The sequence below is a fragment of the Haloarcula regularis genome (assembly GCF_029338315.1).
GTDB lineage: Archaea > Halobacteriota > Halobacteria > Halobacteriales > Haloarculaceae > Haloarcula > Haloarcula regularis.
In genome coordinates this window covers 793,966-810,773 of record NZ_CP119794.1, presented here as the reverse complement: position 1 = coordinate 810,773, position 16,808 = coordinate 793,966, and the positions used below count along the sequence as shown (strand labels likewise).

The window sequence follows — 16,808 nt, the reverse complement described above, 5'->3', positions numbered from 1 at the left end:
CGGCCGGAGGGCTTAGATAGTGTATGGAAACTCCCACGTTCGAATTCGTCGGCGACACGGTCTCGATGGCGACCGACGTGCCCGGCGAGTGGCTGGTCGCTGACTGTCTCGTCGACCTGGGCGACTGGCGGTAGTCACTCGAAGTCGGCGGGGGTCAGCGTGTCGGGGCCCTCGCTGTCGTCGGTGCCGCCGGCGTCCTCGGTGCCACCCGTGTCCTCGGTGCCGCCGGCCGCGGTAGACTCGCCCGACGGACGTGATCTGTGCCTCGGCGACGGTGGCGGCGTCGTCGACGTTCGCCGACTCGTCTTCCGCCAGGCGGAACAGGTCCACGAGCTCGTGCAGATCCTCGCTGACGCCGCTGAGGTACTGCGCCCGGTCCGCGACCTGGTCCATCGCCTCCGTCTGCTCGTCGACGCCCGCGGCGATCTCCTGGATGGCGGCGCTGACCTCCTGTGCCATCGCGGCGGTGTCGTCGAAGACCGCGCTGACCTCCTCGGCGTCCTGTGCCTGCGAGTCGACCGCCGCCGTGATCTCGTCGACGCCCTGGTTCGTCGCGCGGATGCTGTCTCTGAGCGTCTCGATGCTCTCGACGGCGTCGTCGACGGAATCGGCTCCAGTCGAGACCCGCTCGTTCGCGTCCTGGATGCTCGTCACGAGGTGCTCGGTCATCTCCTGGGCGTCGCCGATGATGTCGACGATCTCGTCGGCGGAGTCCCGCGACTGCTCGGAGAGGCTCTTGACCTCGTTGGCGACGACGGCGAACCCGCTCCCGGCCTCGCCGGCGCGCGCCGCCTCGATGTTGGCGTTCAGCGCGAGGATGTTCGTCCGGTCGGCGATGTCGCTTATCATCTCGACGATGTCGCCGACCTCCTGCATGTGTTCCTCCAGCCGGTCCATCTCCGACGCGACCTCCGAGGAGGCGGCCATCGCGTCGCGTATCTCCTACAGGGCCTGCCTGATGTCGGTCACGCCGGACTCGGTGAGGTCGGTGGCCTCCTCGGAGCGGGCGCGTATCTCCTCGGCCGTGGCGGTTATCTCCTCGATAGAGGCCGAGAGATCGTCGACGGTCTGGTTGGCCGTCTCGGTGTCGCTGGCGAGGCGCTCGGCGCTGTCGGCCATCTCGTCCGTCGACGCGTCGATCTGCTGTATCGACGCGGTGACCTCCTCGCTCGAGGCGCTCAACGTGTCGCTCGTCTCGGCGACGGCCCCGGTCTGGTCGGTGAGCGACGTCAGCACCTGACCGAAGTTCTCGACCACGCGACGGACGTCGTCGTTCATCCCCGAGAACTCCTCGTAGACGGTCTGGAGTTCGTCGTAGTCCACCTCGGGCGGGTCGACCGACGGGTCGACGGTCAGGTCGCCGTCGGCGAGCTTCGCCAGGGTCGCCCGGAGGTCCTCGAGCAGGCTGACCTGGTACTGCTCGAGCGCCTCGGTCCGTTCGCGGCGCTCGATGCGGGCCTGGATGTCGCGATCGACCTCGACGGCGCCGACGCACTCGCCGTCCTCGAACACCGGCGTCACGGTCCGACTGACCGGGATCGCCTTGCCGTCGACGACGAACTCCTCTTCGCGGTCCTGAATCTCGGACCCAGTGGTGATCACCTCCTCGGCGGCGCTACTCACCGTGCTCTCCTCGTCGAGCAGCGCCTCGGGGTGGTTGCCCACTGCCGCCGTCGCGTCGACGGCGAAGAGTGCTTGCGCTTCGTCGTTCAGTCGCGTGATTCGCCCCTGGGTGTCCGTCACGAGTGTCGGAAACCCGAGCCCTGCCAGGACGGAGATGGACTCGCTCTCGGCCGCGTCCGCCGTCTCCGCCATTTCAGTCGTGTCGTCCGGCGATTTTCCGTCGCCGAGCGTACTCATCAGGAACCCCATTCTACAGCGTCATCAATTATCCGTATTAACTGACACCCTCGAATTCTCATAGTTGAGAGCCGGACATCGTTCAGACGATTTCACGGCGTCGATACGGGCCCTTTGGCCGCTCGACCGTACATATTCGGGCCCGGTCAGGTCACGGCGTCAGGTGCCGCCCGACGGGGTGATCTGGACCCGGATGACGGTGTCCGGCGCCGGGTAGTCGTACCCGTTGACGGCGTCGATGTGGGCGACAGTCCCGCGTTCGACCAGGCCGATACCGGCGGCGCGCTGTCGCGGGGCTTGGTCACCCGACGCCGGGTTCCTCGTTTATCTCCGTCCCCGCGTCCCAGAGGCTCACGTGCTCGGTCACGTTCCCGGCGAGCGGGGCGTTGCCGTCGAACAGCGCCATCCCGGTCGGGCCGCCGAGCGCGTAGAACAGGTCGTTCGACTGGACGAACATGGTGACAAGCGAGAGGTACTGCGTCGGTCGTCCCCGCGTGCCCGTGACCTCGAACTCGTAGGCCTCGCCCGGGAACAGGGGTGCAGGCCCGTCGCCGCCGACGGGCGTGGTGAACGCGCCGCTGCTGACGACGCTGTCACGCTGTGCGATAGCGTCCGCGAGACGGCCCGGAGAGCCGTCCTCGGCGATCTCCTCGAGACCGTTGTCGCGTTCGTGGGCGCCGCTGCTGAAGATGGGTTCGTCGCGCGTGTGGACGGCGTAGACGCCCGGGGAGAGCGGGACCGGTTTCCCACCGTCTGTCGTCTGGAGCGCCGATCCGTCGGAGACGTTCTCGATGCGCACCCTGAAGGTGCGAGTGCCGTTCGCGCCGTCGGTCTGGGCGGCGGTCGCGCCGATGCCCACCGCGCCGAGGCCGACGGCGCCGGTGGCGAGCAGGAACCCGCGCCTGCTCATCCCTGCTGTGGGTGTGGATTGCTGGGCAGTCATGTGGTCTCTGTCCCGGATGGGACAGGCCGACAGTCGGCCGCGACCGACATATCGATTTTTCTGAATTACCGCCGAGTCTCTACCAATTCCGGTTCGATTCCCGCCCGGATGGCGCCGCTCACGCCGTCACGGACCGGCGGGCGACGTCACTGGTATCGCTGGATGAGCGACAGCAGCGCGTCCTTGCCCTTGACACCGACCACCTCTTCGACCTGCTCGCCGTCGGCGAACAGCACCAGGGTCGGGACGCCGCGAACCCCGTACTGAGCGGCCAGTTGCTGGTTGGCGTCGACGTCGACCTTGGCGACGGCGACGTCCGTCTCCGCGGCGATCTCCGCCACGGTCGGTGCTATCATCTTGCACGGACCACACCAGTCCGCGTAGAAGTCCGTGAGGACGATGTCGTATTCACCGACCGCCTCGTTCAGTCCTCGACCGAGTGTATCTGTATCGGTTCTGACGGGGAAGGCGCTTCTGAATCGTTTTCGGTACCGTTCTGGAGTTCCTGACGTTTCTTCTCTCGAATCTCCTCTAGTGACTCGTCGTTGCTCATCGAGTGTTCCTTGGTGACCGACGCCCTTAATTGTTTTGTGTGTATGTTGCAATACTACTCGCTCGGACGGTCAGCCAGCGAGCGCGGTCGCGAAGGCTTCCGGCAGTCGCGCGTAGACGGTCGCGTTCGCCACGAGCGCCCCGACGGTGGTGTACTCGTCGACGCCGTGGACGGTGTCTGTGCCGACGCCGAACTCGACCGTCGGGATGCCGGCGTTGCGGAACGTCTTGGCGTCGCCGCCGCCCGTGGCGCTCCGCCGGTAGATACGCTCGCCCGTGACCGCGCCCGCCGTCTCGGCCACGGCGGTCGGGAGCGGGCTATCTATCGGTTCGTACGTGCCGACGCTCCAGTCGGCGTCCTCGATGGTGATGCCCTCGCAGTCGGCGACGCAGTCGCGGATGCGCGCGAGCAGGTCGCTCGTGTCGACTCCGGCCGTCAGGCGGACGTCGACGCGGGCGGTGGCCTGCGTGGGGACGCTGTTGATGCTGTGGCCGCCCTCGAGGACCCCCAGGTTCACCGTCGGCGTCTCGAAGAGCTCGGTGGCGACGTCGGCGCCCATCGTCCCCTCGTAGTAGGCGACCGACTCCTCGACGATGGGGCGCAGTTCCGGGCGCAAGGCCAGCGGTTCGTCGCCGAACTGCGTCCGGATGCGCTCGACGGCGCCGTAGAGGCGGTCGATGGCGTTCTCGCCGAGCATCGGCCGCGACCCGTGGGCGCCCCGGCCCGTCGCCGACAGCGTCAGCCAGATGCTCCCGGTCGGCCACTGTCACCGCGTAGCGGTCGCTGTCACAGGTCGTCTCGCCGATGACACAGCCGGCCGCCGACAGGTCGCGCTGGTCGAGCACCGACTCCAGTCCCGCCGGCCCGCCCGTCTCCTCGTCGCTGACGAAGAGAAACTGCAGGGTGACCGGCGGCGTCGCGTCCGTCTCGACGAACGCCGCGGCCGTCTCGAGCATCGCGGCGACCTGGCCTTTCATGTCCGTCGCCCCCCGCCCGTAGAGTCTGTCGCCGTCACGTTCGCCCAGCGGGTCGCGTGTCCACTCGCCTTCGTCGTAGGGGACGGTGTCGAAGTGGCCGTTGTAGAGGAGGGTGGTGTCGCGCTCGCCGGGCAGCGTCGCCAGCAGGTTCGGTTTCGCCGGGTCGACCGTCAGTCGCTCCGTCGACAGCCCCAGCGCCTCGAACCGGTCCTCGACGAGCGACGCGAGCGCGGCCGTCTCTCCGGGTGGGTTCTGCGTTTCGACAGCGAGGAAGTCGAGCGCCGTCTCCGCGAGTGTCTCGCGGCGGGCGGCGAGGTAGGCCGCGACCGCGTCCGTCGCGTCGGTCACGTCGCTACTGCTCGGGCGCGGCCCGCTCGGGCTGGTCGTACTTCGTGCGGAACTCCTGGATGAGCTGGCCCATCTTCGCGTACCAGTCGTTGAGCATCCGCTGCATGTCGTCGGCCATCTGGTCGGGGTCGGCGGGGAGGTAGACGTGGTAGTAGCCGCCCTGGTCGTAGTTGACCTGCTCTTTCTGGATGAACCCCGCCTGGAGCAGGCGCTGGACCGCCCGATAGGCCGTCGAGCGTTCCCGGTCGACCGCCGCCGCGATCTCGTCGACGGTCAGCGGCTCCGAGGCCGACGCGAGGACGCCGAAGATCTCCCTGTCGAGCGCCTTCAACCCGTGGAAACACTCCAGCAGCCCCTCACACTCCATGTCCTGCTTTAGGTATTCACTCATTGATTCTGGCATTCTATATCAACGTACGGGCGTCGCGAGCATAAGTGTGTGGATTCTATACACTACTGTTGCGCCGGCAGCACGTCGGCTCCGAGAACCGGCTCGCGGTCCTACGCGACGGCGACGACCAGGAGCGTATCCGGCCGTTCCTGCGTGACGGGCACGTCGAAGCCGGCCGCCTCGAACTGCGCACCCGTCTCGGCCGCGCTGAACCGTTCGTCCATGTGCGGGCCGGCCTCGCCCGTGCCGTTTGCCGACCAGTCGACGGTCACGACGCGGCCGCCGTCGGCCAGGGCCCGGCGAAGCTCCGCGAGGGCCTCGGGCGACGCGAACTCGTGGAACGTCATCGTCGAGAAGGCGGCGTCGAGGTGACCGTCGTCGAAGGGCAGGGACGCGACGTCGCTGGTGACCAGGTCCACGTTTGCCGGGACGCCGTTCTCGCGGTGCCAGTCGTGCATCTCGGCCTGGACGTCGACGGCATAGAGCGTCCCGACGAACGGCGCCACCTCGCCGGTGTAAAAGCCCGTCCCGCTACCCAGGTCGGCGACGGTGGCCGTCGGGTCACACGCGAGGTGGCCGACGAGCTCGTCGCGCGAGCAAAACCGGAACCGCGAGACGTCGTCGAGCAGGTCCGCTTTGTCCGCGTCGAAGGTGTGAAAGCCCACGTCAGACCACCCCGATCCCGGTGACCGGACCGCCGGTGAGCAGACGATTCGTCGGGGCGAGTCGGGACCGGACCGCTGGGTTCGGTGCCATCGTCCCGGTGTCGTCGTCGCGGGACAGTAGGCCTGTCGTCTGGCGCGACGACGGGCGTGAGGGAACGCTGGCCATCTCAGTCGGCGGCCACGCTACTCGCGCTGTCACGCGAGCGGCGCGCCCGCCAGTACCCCTGCGCGTAGGCGCCAACGAACATGCCGGCAAGGCCCCAGAGTATCTGGTAGTTCCCGATGCCGACGCTCGCGTAGCCCGCGCCGGGACAGATACCCGACAGGCCCCAGCCGACGCCGAAGACGACGCCGCCGACGGCGACGTTCCGGTCCATCGACTTGACCCGCTTGGTGTAGGCCCGGCCCGTCAGCGGTGCCCGGTCGCCGAACGTCGTCGCGGCCCAGAAGGTCACCCCGGCGGTGACGGACGCCGCCCCCATCACGAGCAACAGCCCGAAGTCCTGGAGCTGGAGGAACTCGAGGACGACCTCGGGCCTGGCCATCCCGCTGTAGGCCAGCCCGAACCCCTCGATGAGGCCCCCGGCGACGATGAGCAGGGTGAAGTACGGGCCGCGGCCGGCGTCGCTCATCAGGGACGCACCCAGCGCCGCGACGCCGAGCGCGACGAGGATAGCGGTCCCCAGGAACAGGGCGACGTTGGCAATCGACGTCCGCGAGACGGAGCCGACGCCACAGACGCCGTGTCCCGCGGTACACCCTTTCCCGATGCGGGTGCCGACGCCGACGAGGACGCCCCCGCCCAGGAGCCGCCACCACTGCACCTCGGTGACGAAGACGGTCGGGTCGAAGAGGGCCTTGTAGGCGACGGCCCCGAGGACGATGCTCACGGTAAAGACGATCCGCCAGTCCCGCGACTGGACGAACCGCGGGATGTTGAACCGCGGCAGTTTCGAGACGTAGGAGAGCGACGTCTCCAGGAACGTGCTGTTGCCCGCGATGATGCCGGACCCGAGGTAGATGACGCTGATACCGAGGCCGACGAAGAACCCGCCGACGAGGTACTGGACGATCCCGTTGGGGAACAGCTCGGGTGCGAACGCGACCTGTGCGAGCGCCGTCATCGGCGCCCGAGCACCTCCGAGTAGCCTGCCGCTGTGGCCGGTGGTCTGTGGACGGTATCGCGGTGAGTTAGGTGGGACATCGTTACATGAGTCTTGTATAGTACGCAAAATAAGACTTTGGATACGCTGGGATATATCGCCATAGAATGGGTCTGAAATACGTTTCGTGCAGGTAATCTAGCCACTGTATTGGAACTGTCGAGCAATACTATCGCAGGGTTTTTATCGTACTGGCCAATACTACCGGGCGAGGAATCACGATGAACTCAGATATCGACGTGTCAGAGACACTCGACGTGCGTGGAGAGAACTGCCCGATGCCGGTCGTCAAGACCAAACAGGCGGTCGACGACATCGCCGAGGGCGAGACCCTCGAGGTGCTGGCGACGGACCCCGGGAGCATGAGCGACATCGGGGGCTGGGCCGAGTCGACGGCCGACGTGGAACTGGTCGACCAGCAGGAGACAGCGGAGGGTGGCGAGACGATCTTCCGGCACTTCGTCGCCAGGGTGGCCTGATGATGCCGGCCAGTTCGCCGACCACGACCCGCGGGGAGGGTGAGCGCTGAGATGAGCACCGACGACACCACGGCGAGCGAACCGACGCCGGACGTGGCCCGACTCGAGTCACGCGTCGAGGAACTCGAGGCCGAGCTCGCGGCCGTCAAGGACGACGTCGGCGACGACCCCAAGAAGATGGTCATCATCGCCACGAAGGGCACCCTCGACATGGCGTACCCGCCGCTCATCCTCGCGAGCACGGCGGCGGCCTTCGGCTACGACGTGACCGTCTTCCACACGTTCTGGGGCCTGGAGATACTCCACGAGGACCACTCCTCGGACCTCCAGCTCAGCGCCGTCGGCAACCCGAACATGCCGATGCCCAACGCCATCGCGGCCCTGCCCGGCATGGACGCGATGACCACGCGCATGATGCGAAAGCGCATCGCAGACAACGACGTCGCCACCGTCGAGGAACTCATCCAGATGTCGCTGGACACCGGTGTCGACCTCCAGGCGTGCCAGATGACCATCGACCTGCTGGACTACGACGAGGACGACTTCTACGACGGCGTCACCACCGGCGTCGGGGCCGCGAGCGCCTTCCAGGAGATGGTCGAGGCCGACATCCAGCTGCTGGTCTGAGCGGCTCCGTTTTGCTGCGCGGGTCCAGCCGCGTCTCAGAACGCACTCGCGAAGTGCAGGATGTCGACGACGACGACGAACAGCACGACGAGCAACAGCAGGAGGATGACTACCTTCAGGTACCACGGGAGGGCGGTCACGTCGTCACCACGGGTTTCGTCCATACCGTCCGTTGGGACCGGAGGACCGAGAACCTTGGCGCCGCTCGACCGGCGGGGAGGGTATTTCACCCTGTCGCCGCAAGCAGTACCTGATGAGCGAGCCACAGGACCTGCGGTCGCTGCTCGTCGAGGGCGAGGAGATAACCATCGTCTGTCACAACAATCCGGACCCGGACTGTCTGGCGAGCGCGTTCGCGCTCGGCCGCATCGCCGCGATGGCCGGCATCGACGAGCGACGCATCGTCTACAGCGGCGACATCTCACACCAGCAAAACAGGGCATTCGTCAACCTCCTCGAGATAGACCTCCAGCCGTTCGACCCGGAGGTCGTCACCGGCCGCGAGAGCGGGTCCCTGGTCGCCTTCGTCGACCACTCCGTCCCGGGCGAGAACAACCGGGTCCCTGAGGGCACGCCGGTCGACATCGTCATCGACCACCACCCCGCGGAGGACATCACCGCCCGCTTCGTCGACCACCGGGAGGAGATCGGGGCGACGGCGAGCATCCTCACCGAGTACATCGAGGAACTGGGCGTCGACGTCGACGCCACGCTCGCGACGGCCCTGCTCTTTGCCATCCGCCAGGAGACCCTCGGCTTTCTCCGCGGGACGACAGGGGCCGAGTACGACGCCGCTGGGTACCTCCACGACTTCGCCGACGGGGAGCTGCTCAGACAGCTGTCCTCGCCGGCGGTCAGCGGTGCGACGGTCGACGCCATCGCCGACGCTATCGAGAACCGCGCGGTCCGGGGATCGGTGCTCCTCTCGCACGTCGGCCGGACGAGAGAGCGCGACGCGCTCCCGCAGGCAGCCGACTACCTCGCGACGCTGGAGGGCGTCGACACAGCCATCGTCTTCGGCATCATCGACGACGAGATCCAGTTCAGCGGCCGGTCGACCGACGCGCGCGTGCACATCGGCGACGTCCTCGACGAGGCGTTCAGCGACGTCGGCAGCGCCGGGGGCCACCGCGAGATGGGTGGCGGGCAGATACCGCTCGGCATCTTCGCCGACTACACCAGCGACGACGCGCAGCTTGTCGACATCGTCGAACAGGTCGTCAGCGCCAGACTCCTGGGCGCGCTCAACCTCGCCGAGAGCAACGACAACAGTCGGGGGGAGACGACCGAGGAGTGAGCCCCCGGCCGAGCCACTAAGTGGGGCGTGCCCGAGATGCACCTATGGCCAAACACCGGTGGTTGCTGGCGTGGGGACTGGGGTCTATCGCCGCGGGGGCGGCGTCGCTGCTGGTACCGCTCTACATCGTCCAGCTCGGGGCGACGCCGTTCCAGCTGGGCCTCCTCGGTGCGGTCACGGCGTTCGTCGGGGCTCCGGGAGCGCTCTTCTGGGGCCGTCTGGCCGACCGCACGGCCAGGCCCCGCGTGCTCGTGCTGTTCAGTCTCGTCGGCGTCGCTGCCCTGCTCGCCGCCGCGCCGCTTCTCACGTCGATTCCGGTCCTCATCGCGGTCAACGCGGCCCTGTGGCTCGTCTTCGCCGCCGCAGGACCGGTCCTGACGCTCCTGGTCGTCGCCGACGTTCCCGAGTCGGCGTGGAACCGCGAAATCGCGCTCCTCAACACCTACCAGGGCTACGGCTGGGCCGGGGGGCTGCTGCTCGGCATCGTCTGGTCCGCGACGGCCGGCCGCGTGCTCGCTCCGAATCTCGCTCAGCAGGGCCTGTTCGTCGCCGCGAGTGCAGCCGCGGCGCTCGCGGCCGTCCTCATGGTCCGGTGGATGCCGTCGCCGTCGGCGAGCCGCCTGGCGGACGTCGACCCCGAGCGCGTCGCGCGACTCCTCTCTGCCGGCCGCCGGGGTGTCCGCGGTGCCACCTTCCTGTTTAACCCCACCCGGCTGTACTGGTCGACCAGGACGGTCCGCCCGCGCGCGCTCGCCGACCGGTTCACACCGACGCTGGCGACGTACTTCCTCGCCGTCGTGCTCTTTTTCACCGGCTTCGCGGCGTTTTTCGCGCCGCTCCCTCTCTATCTGACCGACGCGGGCTTTACCGCTGAGGCGGTGTTCGGGCTCTATCTCGTTTCGAGCCTCGGCTCTGCGGTGTTCTATTCCGGCGCCGGACGCCTCAGCGGCCGGTACGACCTGCGGGGCCTGCAGGCCGGGTCCCTCGGCGTGCGGTCGGTAGCGATGCCGCTGGTCGTCGTCGCCGGTGGGGTCGCCGGCGAACTCGCCGGCACGCTGGCTGTGGGTGCACTGTTTGCGATCATCGGGCTCTCGTGGGCCGTCATCGCCGTCACTGCGGGGACCATCGTCACGCGCGTCGCACCCGCGGCCGTCCGTGGCGAGGCGCTCGGCGTCTACGCGGCCCTGTCGACGCTCGCGACCGGCATCGGGAGCGTCCTCGGCGGGACGCTGGCCGACGTCGCCGGGTTCGGGGTCGCCTTCCTCGGTGCGGGTGCGGCCGTCCTGGCCGGCGCGCTCCTGGTCGGCTCGCTCCGGGGGCTCTCTCCCGACGGGGCACTGGGCCGGGCCACCGTACCCCGCCCGTCCGACCACGAGTGACCGGCCGTGCAACGGCCGGCCGACGGCCTGGCTTCGGCGGCGGCAGCCGCCATCTGGGCCGTCTCGTGGCCACGCGTTCTCGTCTTCCGGGAACGACCAGCACCCTTCATAATGATGGGAGTCCTATACAATAGTGGAGACGTAGTCATGCAAAAGAACGTCGGCGGAATCGACAGAATCGCTCGCCTCGTGCTCGGACCGGTCCTCCTCGTCGTCGGTGTGGCCGCCATCGCCGGCCTCCTGACCATCGCAGCGGGGACGACAGGGCTCGTCGTGGCCGCCCTGCTGCTCGTCGTCGGCGCGGTGCTGACGGTGACCGGCCTGACCCAGAAGTGCCCGCTGAACTCGCTCATCGGGCTCAACACGTTCCGGTCCGGTGGGTCCCACTCGACCACCGAAGACGTGGGTCCGGAATCGAAGTCCGACTGAGCCCGTTTTTCGAACCCCGTCTCAGACGAACCGGAACGTCTCGAGGTTCTTCGGGTTGAACGTCCGCATGTTGAACTTCTGGTAGAGCGCCGAGGACGCTGGTTCGTCGAGGACTCGTCGCCGTGGACACAGAGCACCTTCTCGGGACGGGGGTGCATCGTCTCGACGAACGTCTCGAGACCCTGCCGGTCGGCGTGGCCGGAGAAGCCGTCGACCGTCTCGACGCCCATCTTCAGGCTGACCCGCTCGGCGCGCGGGCCGCTGTTGTCCGAGAGCGTGATCTCGTCCTGGCCGCGCTGGATCTGCCGTCCGAGCGTCCCCTCGGCCTGGTAGCCGACGAACACCATCGTGTTGTCCGGGTCGCCGCCCAGCAGGCGGAGCCACGACATGACCGGGCCGCCGGTGACCATCCCGGAGGTGGTGAGGACGATGCATGGCTCGTCGTCGGCGATGTCCTGACGCATCTCCTCGCCGCCGTCGACCTGGGCGAACTGCTCGGCCAGGAACGGGTTCTCGTCCTCGTAGAGGATGCGCTGGCGGAGGTTGCTCCGGAGGTACTCCGGGTAGGCCGTGTGGATGGCCGTCGCCTCGCGGATCATCCCGTCGAGGTAGACGGGCATCGTCGGGATGTCGCCCTTCCGCATCGCCTCCTCCAAGACGAGCATCAGCTCCTGGGAGCGCCCGACGGCGAACGCGGGGATGAGAATCTTGCCCTCCTTCTCGTGGGCCTCGTTGATCACCTTCCTGAGGACGCGCTCGGAGTCCTCCTGGTCGGTCTGGTAGTCGTTCTTCCCGCCGTAGGTCGACTCGAGGACGAGCGTCTCGACGCGCGGGAAGTCGTTGACCGCGCCGTCGAGCAGCCGGGTGTCCTTGTAGTGGATGTCGCCGGAGAAGGCGACGTTGTACCGACCTTCGCCGATGTGGAAGTGACAGACCGCCGAACCCAGGATGTGGCCGGCGTTGTGCATCGTCAGCTTCACGTCCGGCGCGATGTCGGTGACGTTGCCGAACTCCAGCGGGATGGTGTGTTTCAGGGCGTCCCGCACTTGCTGGCTCTCGTAGGGCGGGGTGCGCCCCTCCTTGGCGGCCACGTCGAGGTAGTCCAGCTGGAGGAGGCCCATCAGGTCGCGGGTGGGTGCGGTGGTGTAGATGGGGCCGTCGTAGCCGTACTTGAAGAGGATGGGGATGAGCGCGGAGTGGTCGAGGTGCGCGTGGGTCAGGACGACGGCGTCGATGGAGTTGGGCCCAGCGGCGAGCGCCTCGGGCACCTGGAGGTAGGGCACCTCGCCCTGTGCGCCCGGCTTGTCGCCACAGTCGATGAGGATGCGCGACTCCGGGGTCGAGAGGATGAAGGAGGCCCGGCCGACCTCGCGACAGCAGCCCAACGTCGTCAGTCGCACCCAGTCCTCGTCGGCGGTCATCGGGCGGTTGATCTGCCGGCCGACCCGTTCTAAGATGTCCCGGCGTTCGTCCCGTTCCTGTTTCAGGAAGTTCCGGACGTTCGAGACCGTCGAGGACTCCATCGGCGGTGTCCGGACGACCTCGGGCGTCCACCCGACGCTCGCAGCGATCTGGTCCAGCGTCTCGCCGTGGCGCCCGATGACCCGCCCGGGCTTCTCGGCCTCGATGAACACCTCGCCGGTCTGGGTGTCGAAATCCAGGTTCTGGACGCCCGCGTCCTCGGGGATGATCTCCTCGATTCGGGGCTGGGCCTCCTTCGGGGGGACAAGCGCGTCCTGGGTGGGACGGACGTTGATTCGTTTCCGGAGGGTCTGGGCGAGGTTCCGGACGATGCCGTCGCGGTTCGCCACCGTCTGGGCGTCCGGCGTGTAGATGACCAGTTCGGGCCCCTCGAACGTCACCGACTCGATGGTGATGTCGCTGGGCGTCTCCGATTCGACCTGTGCTTTGATCTTCGCCAATGTCTCGTCTGCAGTACTCATGATACGGGAAACCTGTCCGTTGAAGATTACGTCGCCGTCGCGAGAACGACGGCTCTCGAGTATCGTTGTCTACCGAAAAGCCGAGGAGAAACAAGAACCTTTGCTTCCCGGAGTCCTGGGCGCGCCCGTGTTTCGCCAACGCAATGGACGCTCGCGAGACGGGACGCGGTACCACACGCCGGAGGCGCTGGCTACCGGACGTTTTTTCCCGCTGGTTCCCCCAGTCTCTCGTATGGGTTTTGGAAGCTACGACGAGTCTGAGCAGAAGGACCAGAACGTAGATACCGACGACAGCGACGGCGTGGCCGTCCACGAGAACGACCACGACGGTGAGGTGTCCTTCGAGACGGAGGCCTCCACCTCGGACCTCGTCGAGAAGCTCGGCGAGATGAAAGACGACTGAGACGGTCGCAAAACGTTCGACCGTGCCGTCACGTGTGTGATAGAAGAGCTGTTATGCCTGCCGAATGAACGCTTTGTGCAGTGAACACATCTCACAGAGTCGAGTCCGTCTACCGTTACTTACCGAGAAACGTCCCAAAAACCGTGAGAACCTGTCAGGTACTTTCGGCTGGGTGGTTCAGACGAGATTCCGGATCTCGTCGGCGAAAGCAGTCGGCGAGTAGATGTTTTGGATGACGATTTCCAGCGTCCCGCCGCCGCCGGACGCGACCCGGACGCTCCCCAACCCGACTAACGCTTCCCAGATGCTTTTTCGTTCCTCGACACCGCGAACCTTCTCGAACGGGAGTTCCTGTCTTACCAGGGACAGGAACCGATATTCCTTGATCAGCCGATGGGTGGTTACGTAGTAGACGATCAGAGTGTTCGTCCAGTAGGTGTGCAATCCCGTGGAAAACAGGAATAATCCGACCACGAACGTGCCAGTTGGATAGACGTAGGGCTTAAACGTAAAAAACAGCAGGTAGCCGGTCACCAGCAGCATACTAAATCCGATCGCGGTTTTCGCAGCTGCGGCCCGCTGTGCCGGATTCCGCGTGTCCAGAACTTCTTCGTCCTCCTGCATAGTGGGTGGCTCTGGAGCCGCGAGAAAATGGATGTACAGGCCGACGAGAATTACGAACGCCCCGAACGCTAACACTGGTAGTCCTACCTCTTTCGGGACAGCGAGACTTGGATTCTGTATATAGACGTGCGCTCCTCCTATCACGAACGGTGCGCCCAACAGCGTGCTCCAGAACGCTGGTAGTCCTCGCGCCATCGTTACGATCCCCCAACCATCTGGTGGACGATTCCGCCCACCGAGAGGAGGAATCCCATCGTGGTCAAATTGAATGGGTTCGATAGAAATTCCGGCTCATTTCCGGAGTTTGAAAGGAAACCACGCTGTCGCTTGTCCGGCCCGCTGGCACTACTCTGTCGGGCAGTTGGCGTCTCACTCCGAGAGGATCGTGTGGTGGTGCCAGTGGATTTCGTTCCGCCGTCGTCGGAACCTGATTGACCTGTGCTATCCCGGGAAGACTGTGTTGCGGTACTGGTTGGCGTAGGCGTCTCGTCGCTGCCATTCACCCTCACGTCCGGATACTGGGTCGGATTTGGCACGGTTACCTCGACCTCCCTTTGCTCGTTGACGAGTATCGTCTGGAGCGGGTCCGGACTTCCTGACTGGTGTGGGGCTGGACTTCAACTCTCGTCCTCCCTGCCAGTTCGACGCCGGTTTGTGAAGCGCCAGTGAACTTCACCATCCCTGCAGGAGTCGTCGTGAACGCGCCGGGACGTACCCCTGACCCGTTCTCTGCCCGGAAATTTACAGGCAGGTTCTCGATGGGGTTCCCCCCGGTGGTGACACAGCGCACAGAGACCGGGTGGCCTTCTGGGAGGACGAATTCACCGAGATCGCCACTCTCGGAGATCCGTCGTTCAGTGAAAGTACGCGAGCGGCAGATCGTCCGGCTTTCTGACCAGACCGGTCGCATCCGTCTCGTTGAAGTACACGATGTGGTACGATCCGGATCCGGGAAGTGAGCCACTGAAGCGCCCGTCCGATCCGATCGTGGTCCGGAGGCGCTGGCGCGGATTCGATATATTGAACAGTTCCACCTTCGTTCCCGCTGGATCTGCTCCGGCCTCGGAGCGCACTGTCCCACTCACTTGTATTTCCTCTTGGGCAACTGCTCGGCCAGCGGAAGCGCAGGCCAAGCCAGTCGCCGTCCCGACAGTTTTCAGACAGAATCGCCGTCGGCTGAGGTCCATAGCAAGCGTTTTCTGATGAAACTAAATAATTATTCCCATCTTTGTGTAATTAGATAAATTGGGTATTTAATTAAATATTCTAGACCATCAGGACTGTCGATCTGCCGGTCATATCCAGTCGTTGGTTGACCGTCCTTCCGACTGTACGTATGATCTCAAACGAGTCTCGAATCGCCGGGTATGGGTAACTGTACCTTCCGACAGCCGTTTCGAAGAACTAGTGTGGTGTTTCGCTTCAACCGTCTGGAAATACAAACCCTGAGTGGAGTGTCTGCAACGCTCTTCAGGGCTGCAGGGTCGACTCCAGTTCGCCGCGTTCGTCGAGCTGCTCTAGGATGTCGCTCCCGCCGACGAACTCCCCGTCGACGAACGTCTGGGGAATCGTCTCGCGGTTGCTGTACTCCGAGAGCGCGGCCCGGAAGGCGTCTGTCGCCTGCAGGACGTCGACCGTCTCGACGTCCTCGCGGTACTGCGTGATGAGGCCCAGGGCCTTCCGCGAGTAGCCACACTGGGGCATCAGTTCTGTGCCCTTCATGAACAGGGCCACCTCGTTTTTCGCGATGGTCTCGTCGACTATCTCCGTGACCTCCTCCTCGGTGAGCGTTTCGGGTTCGAACGACATGCTCTCCCGTAGTGCGACCAGGGGTAAATCAGTGGCGCTGGTGGGGCCCGCGTGGCGTCGCCGGCTCAGTTCGAGGCTCCCTCGGGGCGGCCGTCGTCAGTTCGATGGCGTGGATGTCGCGGGTCAGGTGCTCGCCCAGCGCGTCGTGGACCAGCTGGTGTTGTTCCACCAGTGTCTTGTCTGCGAACTCCGGGGAGACGACCGAGATGGCGTAGTGCTTGTCGTCGTCCGGGTCCCGCGGCGTCGTGACGGTGACGCGCGCGTCGGCGATGTGCTGTTCGATGAGGGCGGCGACTTCGTCCGAGTTCATACTGACCCGGAGGGCGGGAGCGGGCAAAACCCTTGGCCCACCGACTGGCGCCGTGGTGCTGGACCTGTCTACCCGGTCGCCCCAGGTCCGTGTGCCTTACGCCATCAGCTGCTGGTGGGTCGGCTTCATGCAGCGGTCTTGGACCACCTGGCGGCCGGCCGCCTCGGCGCGTTCCACCGCGTCGTCGTCGTGGATGCCCAGCTGCAACCAGATGACCGCGTCCTCGTCCCGTTCGAGCGCCGCGTCGACGATGTCGCTCACCTCCTCGCTGGGCCGGAACACGTCCACGATGTCTATCTCGCCGGGGACGTCCGCGAGCGAGTCGTAGGCCGTCCGGCCGAATATCTCGTCGGCGAAGGGGTTGACCGGTATCACGTCGTAGCCCTTCTCGAGGAGGTACTTCGGTATCTCGTGGGCGTCCTTGCCGGGCGTCGTCGAACACCCGACGACGGCGACGCGCTCGCGTCCCAGAATCTCGCGCAGTTCGTCCGTATCCGTGACTGGCATACTGTCACGTACGCGAGCCGAGCGGATAAGCGCCCTGGGGATGCGTCCGCCCGGCACACAGGCCGCGGAAGGGGTGAGATGGCGGGCATCGCCGGGCACTG

General features: G+C 66.0%; 18 protein-coding genes and 4 pseudogenes. 6 read left to right on the top strand and 16 right to left on the bottom strand.

Annotated features, from left to right (window positions below):
• Nucleotides 1–12: 12 nt before the first annotated feature.
• The 10 genes and pseudogenes from P1N55_RS04330 to P1N55_RS04285 all read right to left on the bottom strand — a co-directional run.
• Nucleotides 13–927 carry a methyl-accepting chemotaxis protein gene (locus P1N55_RS04330; protein ID WP_276277749.1) on the bottom strand — a complete coding sequence of 305 codons (915 nt, stop codon included), beginning with the start codon at nucleotides 925–927 and terminating at the stop codon, nucleotides 13–15.
• Nucleotides 928–942: 15 nt separating this feature from the next.
• Entirely contained in the window at nucleotides 943–1,860 is a 918-nt protein-coding gene (locus P1N55_RS04325; RefSeq protein WP_276277748.1) for a methyl-accepting chemotaxis protein, read from the bottom strand.
• Between the two features lie 301 nt (nucleotides 1,861–2,161).
• Nucleotides 2,162–2,803, bottom strand: a complete 642-nt coding sequence (locus tag P1N55_RS04320; RefSeq protein WP_276277747.1) for a spondin domain-containing protein — start codon at nucleotides 2,801–2,803, stop codon at nucleotides 2,162–2,164.
• A 146-nt stretch (nucleotides 2,804–2,949) separates the two neighbouring features.
• Nucleotides 2,950–3,219: pseudogene (trxA, locus tag P1N55_RS04315) on the bottom strand (thioredoxin); the annotation flags it as partial.
• A gap of 8 nt (nucleotides 3,220–3,227) precedes the next feature.
• Nucleotides 3,228–3,356, bottom strand: a complete 129-nt coding sequence (locus tag P1N55_RS19890; RefSeq protein ID WP_407067204.1) for a hypothetical protein — start codon at nucleotides 3,354–3,356, stop codon at nucleotides 3,228–3,230.
• A 70-nt stretch (nucleotides 3,357–3,426) separates the two neighbouring features.
• Nucleotides 3,427–4,681: pseudogene (locus P1N55_RS19615) on the bottom strand (M20 family metallopeptidase).
• A 4-nt stretch (nucleotides 4,682–4,685) separates the two neighbouring features.
• Nucleotides 4,686–5,084, bottom strand: coding sequence for a helix-turn-helix domain-containing protein (locus P1N55_RS04300; protein WP_276277745.1), 399 nt, complete (start codon nucleotides 5,082–5,084; stop codon nucleotides 4,686–4,688).
• 98 nt (nucleotides 5,085–5,182) lie between these two features.
• Nucleotides 5,183–5,737 (bottom strand): class I SAM-dependent methyltransferase, encoded by a 555-nt coding sequence (locus P1N55_RS04295; protein ID WP_276277744.1) that lies wholly within the window; start codon nucleotides 5,735–5,737, stop codon nucleotides 5,183–5,185.
• Nucleotides 5,738–5,904: 167 nt separating this feature from the next.
• Nucleotides 5,905–6,369, bottom strand: a complete 465-nt coding sequence (locus P1N55_RS04290) for a DUF6691 family protein (RefSeq protein ID WP_276278673.1) — start codon at nucleotides 6,367–6,369, stop codon at nucleotides 5,905–5,907.
• Between the two features lie 3 nt (nucleotides 6,370–6,372).
• Nucleotides 6,373–6,861: pseudogene (locus P1N55_RS04285) on the bottom strand (YeeE/YedE family protein); the annotation flags it as partial.
• Nucleotides 6,862–7,121: 260 nt separating this feature from the next.
• Here P1N55_RS04285 and P1N55_RS04280 point away from each other — a divergent pair.
• Nucleotides 7,122–7,379, top strand: a complete 258-nt coding sequence (locus tag P1N55_RS04280) for a sulfurtransferase TusA family protein (protein ID WP_276277743.1) — start codon at nucleotides 7,122–7,124, stop codon at nucleotides 7,377–7,379.
• A 51-nt stretch (nucleotides 7,380–7,430) separates the two neighbouring features.
• Nucleotides 7,431–8,006, top strand: a complete 576-nt coding sequence (locus P1N55_RS04275; protein ID WP_276277742.1) for a DsrE/DsrF/DrsH-like family protein — start codon at nucleotides 7,431–7,433, stop codon at nucleotides 8,004–8,006.
• Nucleotides 8,007–8,041: 35 nt separating this feature from the next.
• Here P1N55_RS04275 and P1N55_RS04270 read toward each other — a convergent pair whose 3' ends face one another.
• A complete protein-coding gene (locus tag P1N55_RS04270; RefSeq protein WP_276277741.1) occupies nucleotides 8,042–8,170 on the bottom strand; it encodes a hypothetical protein in 129 nt (42 codons plus the stop codon).
• 89 nt (nucleotides 8,171–8,259) lie between these two features.
• Here P1N55_RS04270 and P1N55_RS04265 point away from each other — a divergent pair, with 89 nt between their 5' ends.
• The 3 genes from P1N55_RS04265 (at nucleotide 8,260) to P1N55_RS04255 (ending at nucleotide 11,111) form a co-directional block, all read left to right on the top strand.
• Entirely contained in the window at nucleotides 8,260–9,303 is a 1,044-nt protein-coding gene (locus P1N55_RS04265) for a DHH family phosphoesterase (RefSeq protein WP_276277740.1), read from the top strand.
• A 44-nt stretch (nucleotides 9,304–9,347) separates the two neighbouring features.
• Nucleotides 9,348–10,682: an MFS transporter gene (locus P1N55_RS04260; protein WP_276277739.1), complete on the top strand. Its 1,335-nt coding sequence runs from the start codon at nucleotides 9,348–9,350 to the stop codon at nucleotides 10,680–10,682.
• A 147-nt stretch (nucleotides 10,683–10,829) separates the two neighbouring features.
• Nucleotides 10,830–11,111, top strand: a complete 282-nt coding sequence (locus P1N55_RS04255) for a YgaP family membrane protein (protein ID WP_276277738.1) — start codon at nucleotides 10,830–10,832, stop codon at nucleotides 11,109–11,111.
• Between the two features lie 21 nt (nucleotides 11,112–11,132).
• Here the strand turns inward: P1N55_RS04255 and P1N55_RS04250 are convergent.
• Nucleotides 11,133–13,054 (bottom strand): annotated as a pseudogene (locus P1N55_RS04250) (beta-CASP ribonuclease aCPSF1).
• A gap of 232 nt (nucleotides 13,055–13,286) precedes the next feature.
• Between P1N55_RS04250 and P1N55_RS04245 the strand changes: the two are divergent.
• Nucleotides 13,287–13,457 (top strand): DUF5786 family protein, encoded by a 171-nt coding sequence (locus P1N55_RS04245; protein WP_276277737.1) that lies wholly within the window; start codon nucleotides 13,287–13,289, stop codon nucleotides 13,455–13,457.
• Nucleotides 13,458–13,634: 177 nt separating this feature from the next.
• Here P1N55_RS04245 and P1N55_RS04240 read toward each other — a convergent pair whose 3' ends face one another.
• The 4 genes from P1N55_RS04240 to P1N55_RS04225 all read right to left on the bottom strand — a co-directional run bounded on the left by P1N55_RS04240 (nucleotide 13,635) and on the right by P1N55_RS04225 (nucleotide 16,707).
• Nucleotides 13,635–14,276, bottom strand: a complete 642-nt coding sequence (locus P1N55_RS04240) for a PH domain-containing protein (RefSeq protein WP_276277736.1) — start codon at nucleotides 14,274–14,276, stop codon at nucleotides 13,635–13,637.
• A 1,275-nt stretch (nucleotides 14,277–15,551) separates the two neighbouring features.
• Nucleotides 15,552–15,890 carry a glutaredoxin family protein gene (locus P1N55_RS04235; RefSeq protein WP_276277735.1) on the bottom strand — a complete coding sequence of 113 codons (339 nt, stop codon included), beginning with the start codon at nucleotides 15,888–15,890 and terminating at the stop codon, nucleotides 15,552–15,554.
• Between the two features lie 28 nt (nucleotides 15,891–15,918).
• Complete coding sequence (locus P1N55_RS04230; RefSeq protein WP_276277734.1) at nucleotides 15,919–16,200, bottom strand: BolA/IbaG family iron-sulfur metabolism protein; 282 nt, start codon at nucleotides 16,198–16,200, stop codon at nucleotides 15,919–15,921.
• 96 nt (nucleotides 16,201–16,296) lie between these two features.
• Nucleotides 16,297–16,707, bottom strand: a complete 411-nt coding sequence (locus P1N55_RS04225) for a CoA-binding protein (protein WP_276277733.1) — start codon at nucleotides 16,705–16,707, stop codon at nucleotides 16,297–16,299.
• Between the last annotated feature and the right edge of the window lie 101 nt (nucleotides 16,708–16,808).

Bases quoted from the DNA above. Each gene is read 5' to 3' on its own strand.
- P1N55_RS04330 (WP_276277749.1), bottom strand. From the start codon at position 927: ATGGCCGCCTCCTCGGAGGTCGCGTCGGAGATGGACCGGCTGGAGGAA.
- P1N55_RS04325 (WP_276277748.1), bottom strand. From the start codon at position 1,860: ATGAGTACGCTCGGCGACGGAAAATCGCCGGACGACACGACTGAAATG.
- P1N55_RS04320 (WP_276277747.1), bottom strand. From the start codon at position 2,803: ATGACTGCCCAGCAATCCACACCCACAGCAGGGATGAGCAGGCGCGGG.
- P1N55_RS19890 (WP_407067204.1), bottom strand. From the start codon at position 3,356: ATGAGCAACGACGAGTCACTAGAGGAGATTCGAGAGAAGAAACGTCAG.
- P1N55_RS04300 (WP_276277745.1), bottom strand. From the start codon at position 5,084: ATGCCAGAATCAATGAGTGAATACCTAAAGCAGGACATGGAGTGTGAG.
- P1N55_RS04290 (WP_276278673.1), bottom strand. From the start codon at position 6,369: ATGAGCGACGCCGGCCGCGGCCCGTACTTCACCCTGCTCATCGTCGCC.
- P1N55_RS04280 (WP_276277743.1), top strand. From the start codon at position 7,122: ATGAACTCAGATATCGACGTGTCAGAGACACTCGACGTGCGTGGAGAG.
- P1N55_RS04275 (WP_276277742.1), top strand. From the start codon at position 7,431: ATGAGCACCGACGACACCACGGCGAGCGAACCGACGCCGGACGTGGCC.
- P1N55_RS04270 (WP_276277741.1), bottom strand. From the start codon at position 8,170: ATGGACGAAACCCGTGGTGACGACGTGACCGCCCTCCCGTGGTACCTG.
- P1N55_RS04265 (WP_276277740.1), top strand. From the start codon at position 8,260: ATGAGCGAGCCACAGGACCTGCGGTCGCTGCTCGTCGAGGGCGAGGAG.
- P1N55_RS04260 (WP_276277739.1), top strand. From the start codon at position 9,348: ATGGCCAAACACCGGTGGTTGCTGGCGTGGGGACTGGGGTCTATCGCC.
- P1N55_RS04255 (WP_276277738.1), top strand. From the start codon at position 10,830: ATGCAAAAGAACGTCGGCGGAATCGACAGAATCGCTCGCCTCGTGCTC.
- P1N55_RS04245 (WP_276277737.1), top strand. From the start codon at position 13,287: ATGGGTTTTGGAAGCTACGACGAGTCTGAGCAGAAGGACCAGAACGTA.
- P1N55_RS04240 (WP_276277736.1), bottom strand. From the start codon at position 14,276: ATGGCGCGAGGACTACCAGCGTTCTGGAGCACGCTGTTGGGCGCACCG.
- P1N55_RS04235 (WP_276277735.1), bottom strand. From the start codon at position 15,890: ATGTCGTTCGAACCCGAAACGCTCACCGAGGAGGAGGTCACGGAGATA.
- P1N55_RS04230 (WP_276277734.1), bottom strand. From the start codon at position 16,200: ATGAACTCGGACGAAGTCGCCGCCCTCATCGAACAGCACATCGCCGAC.
- P1N55_RS04225 (WP_276277733.1), bottom strand. From the start codon at position 16,707: ATGCCAGTCACGGATACGGACGAACTGCGCGAGATTCTGGGACGCGAG.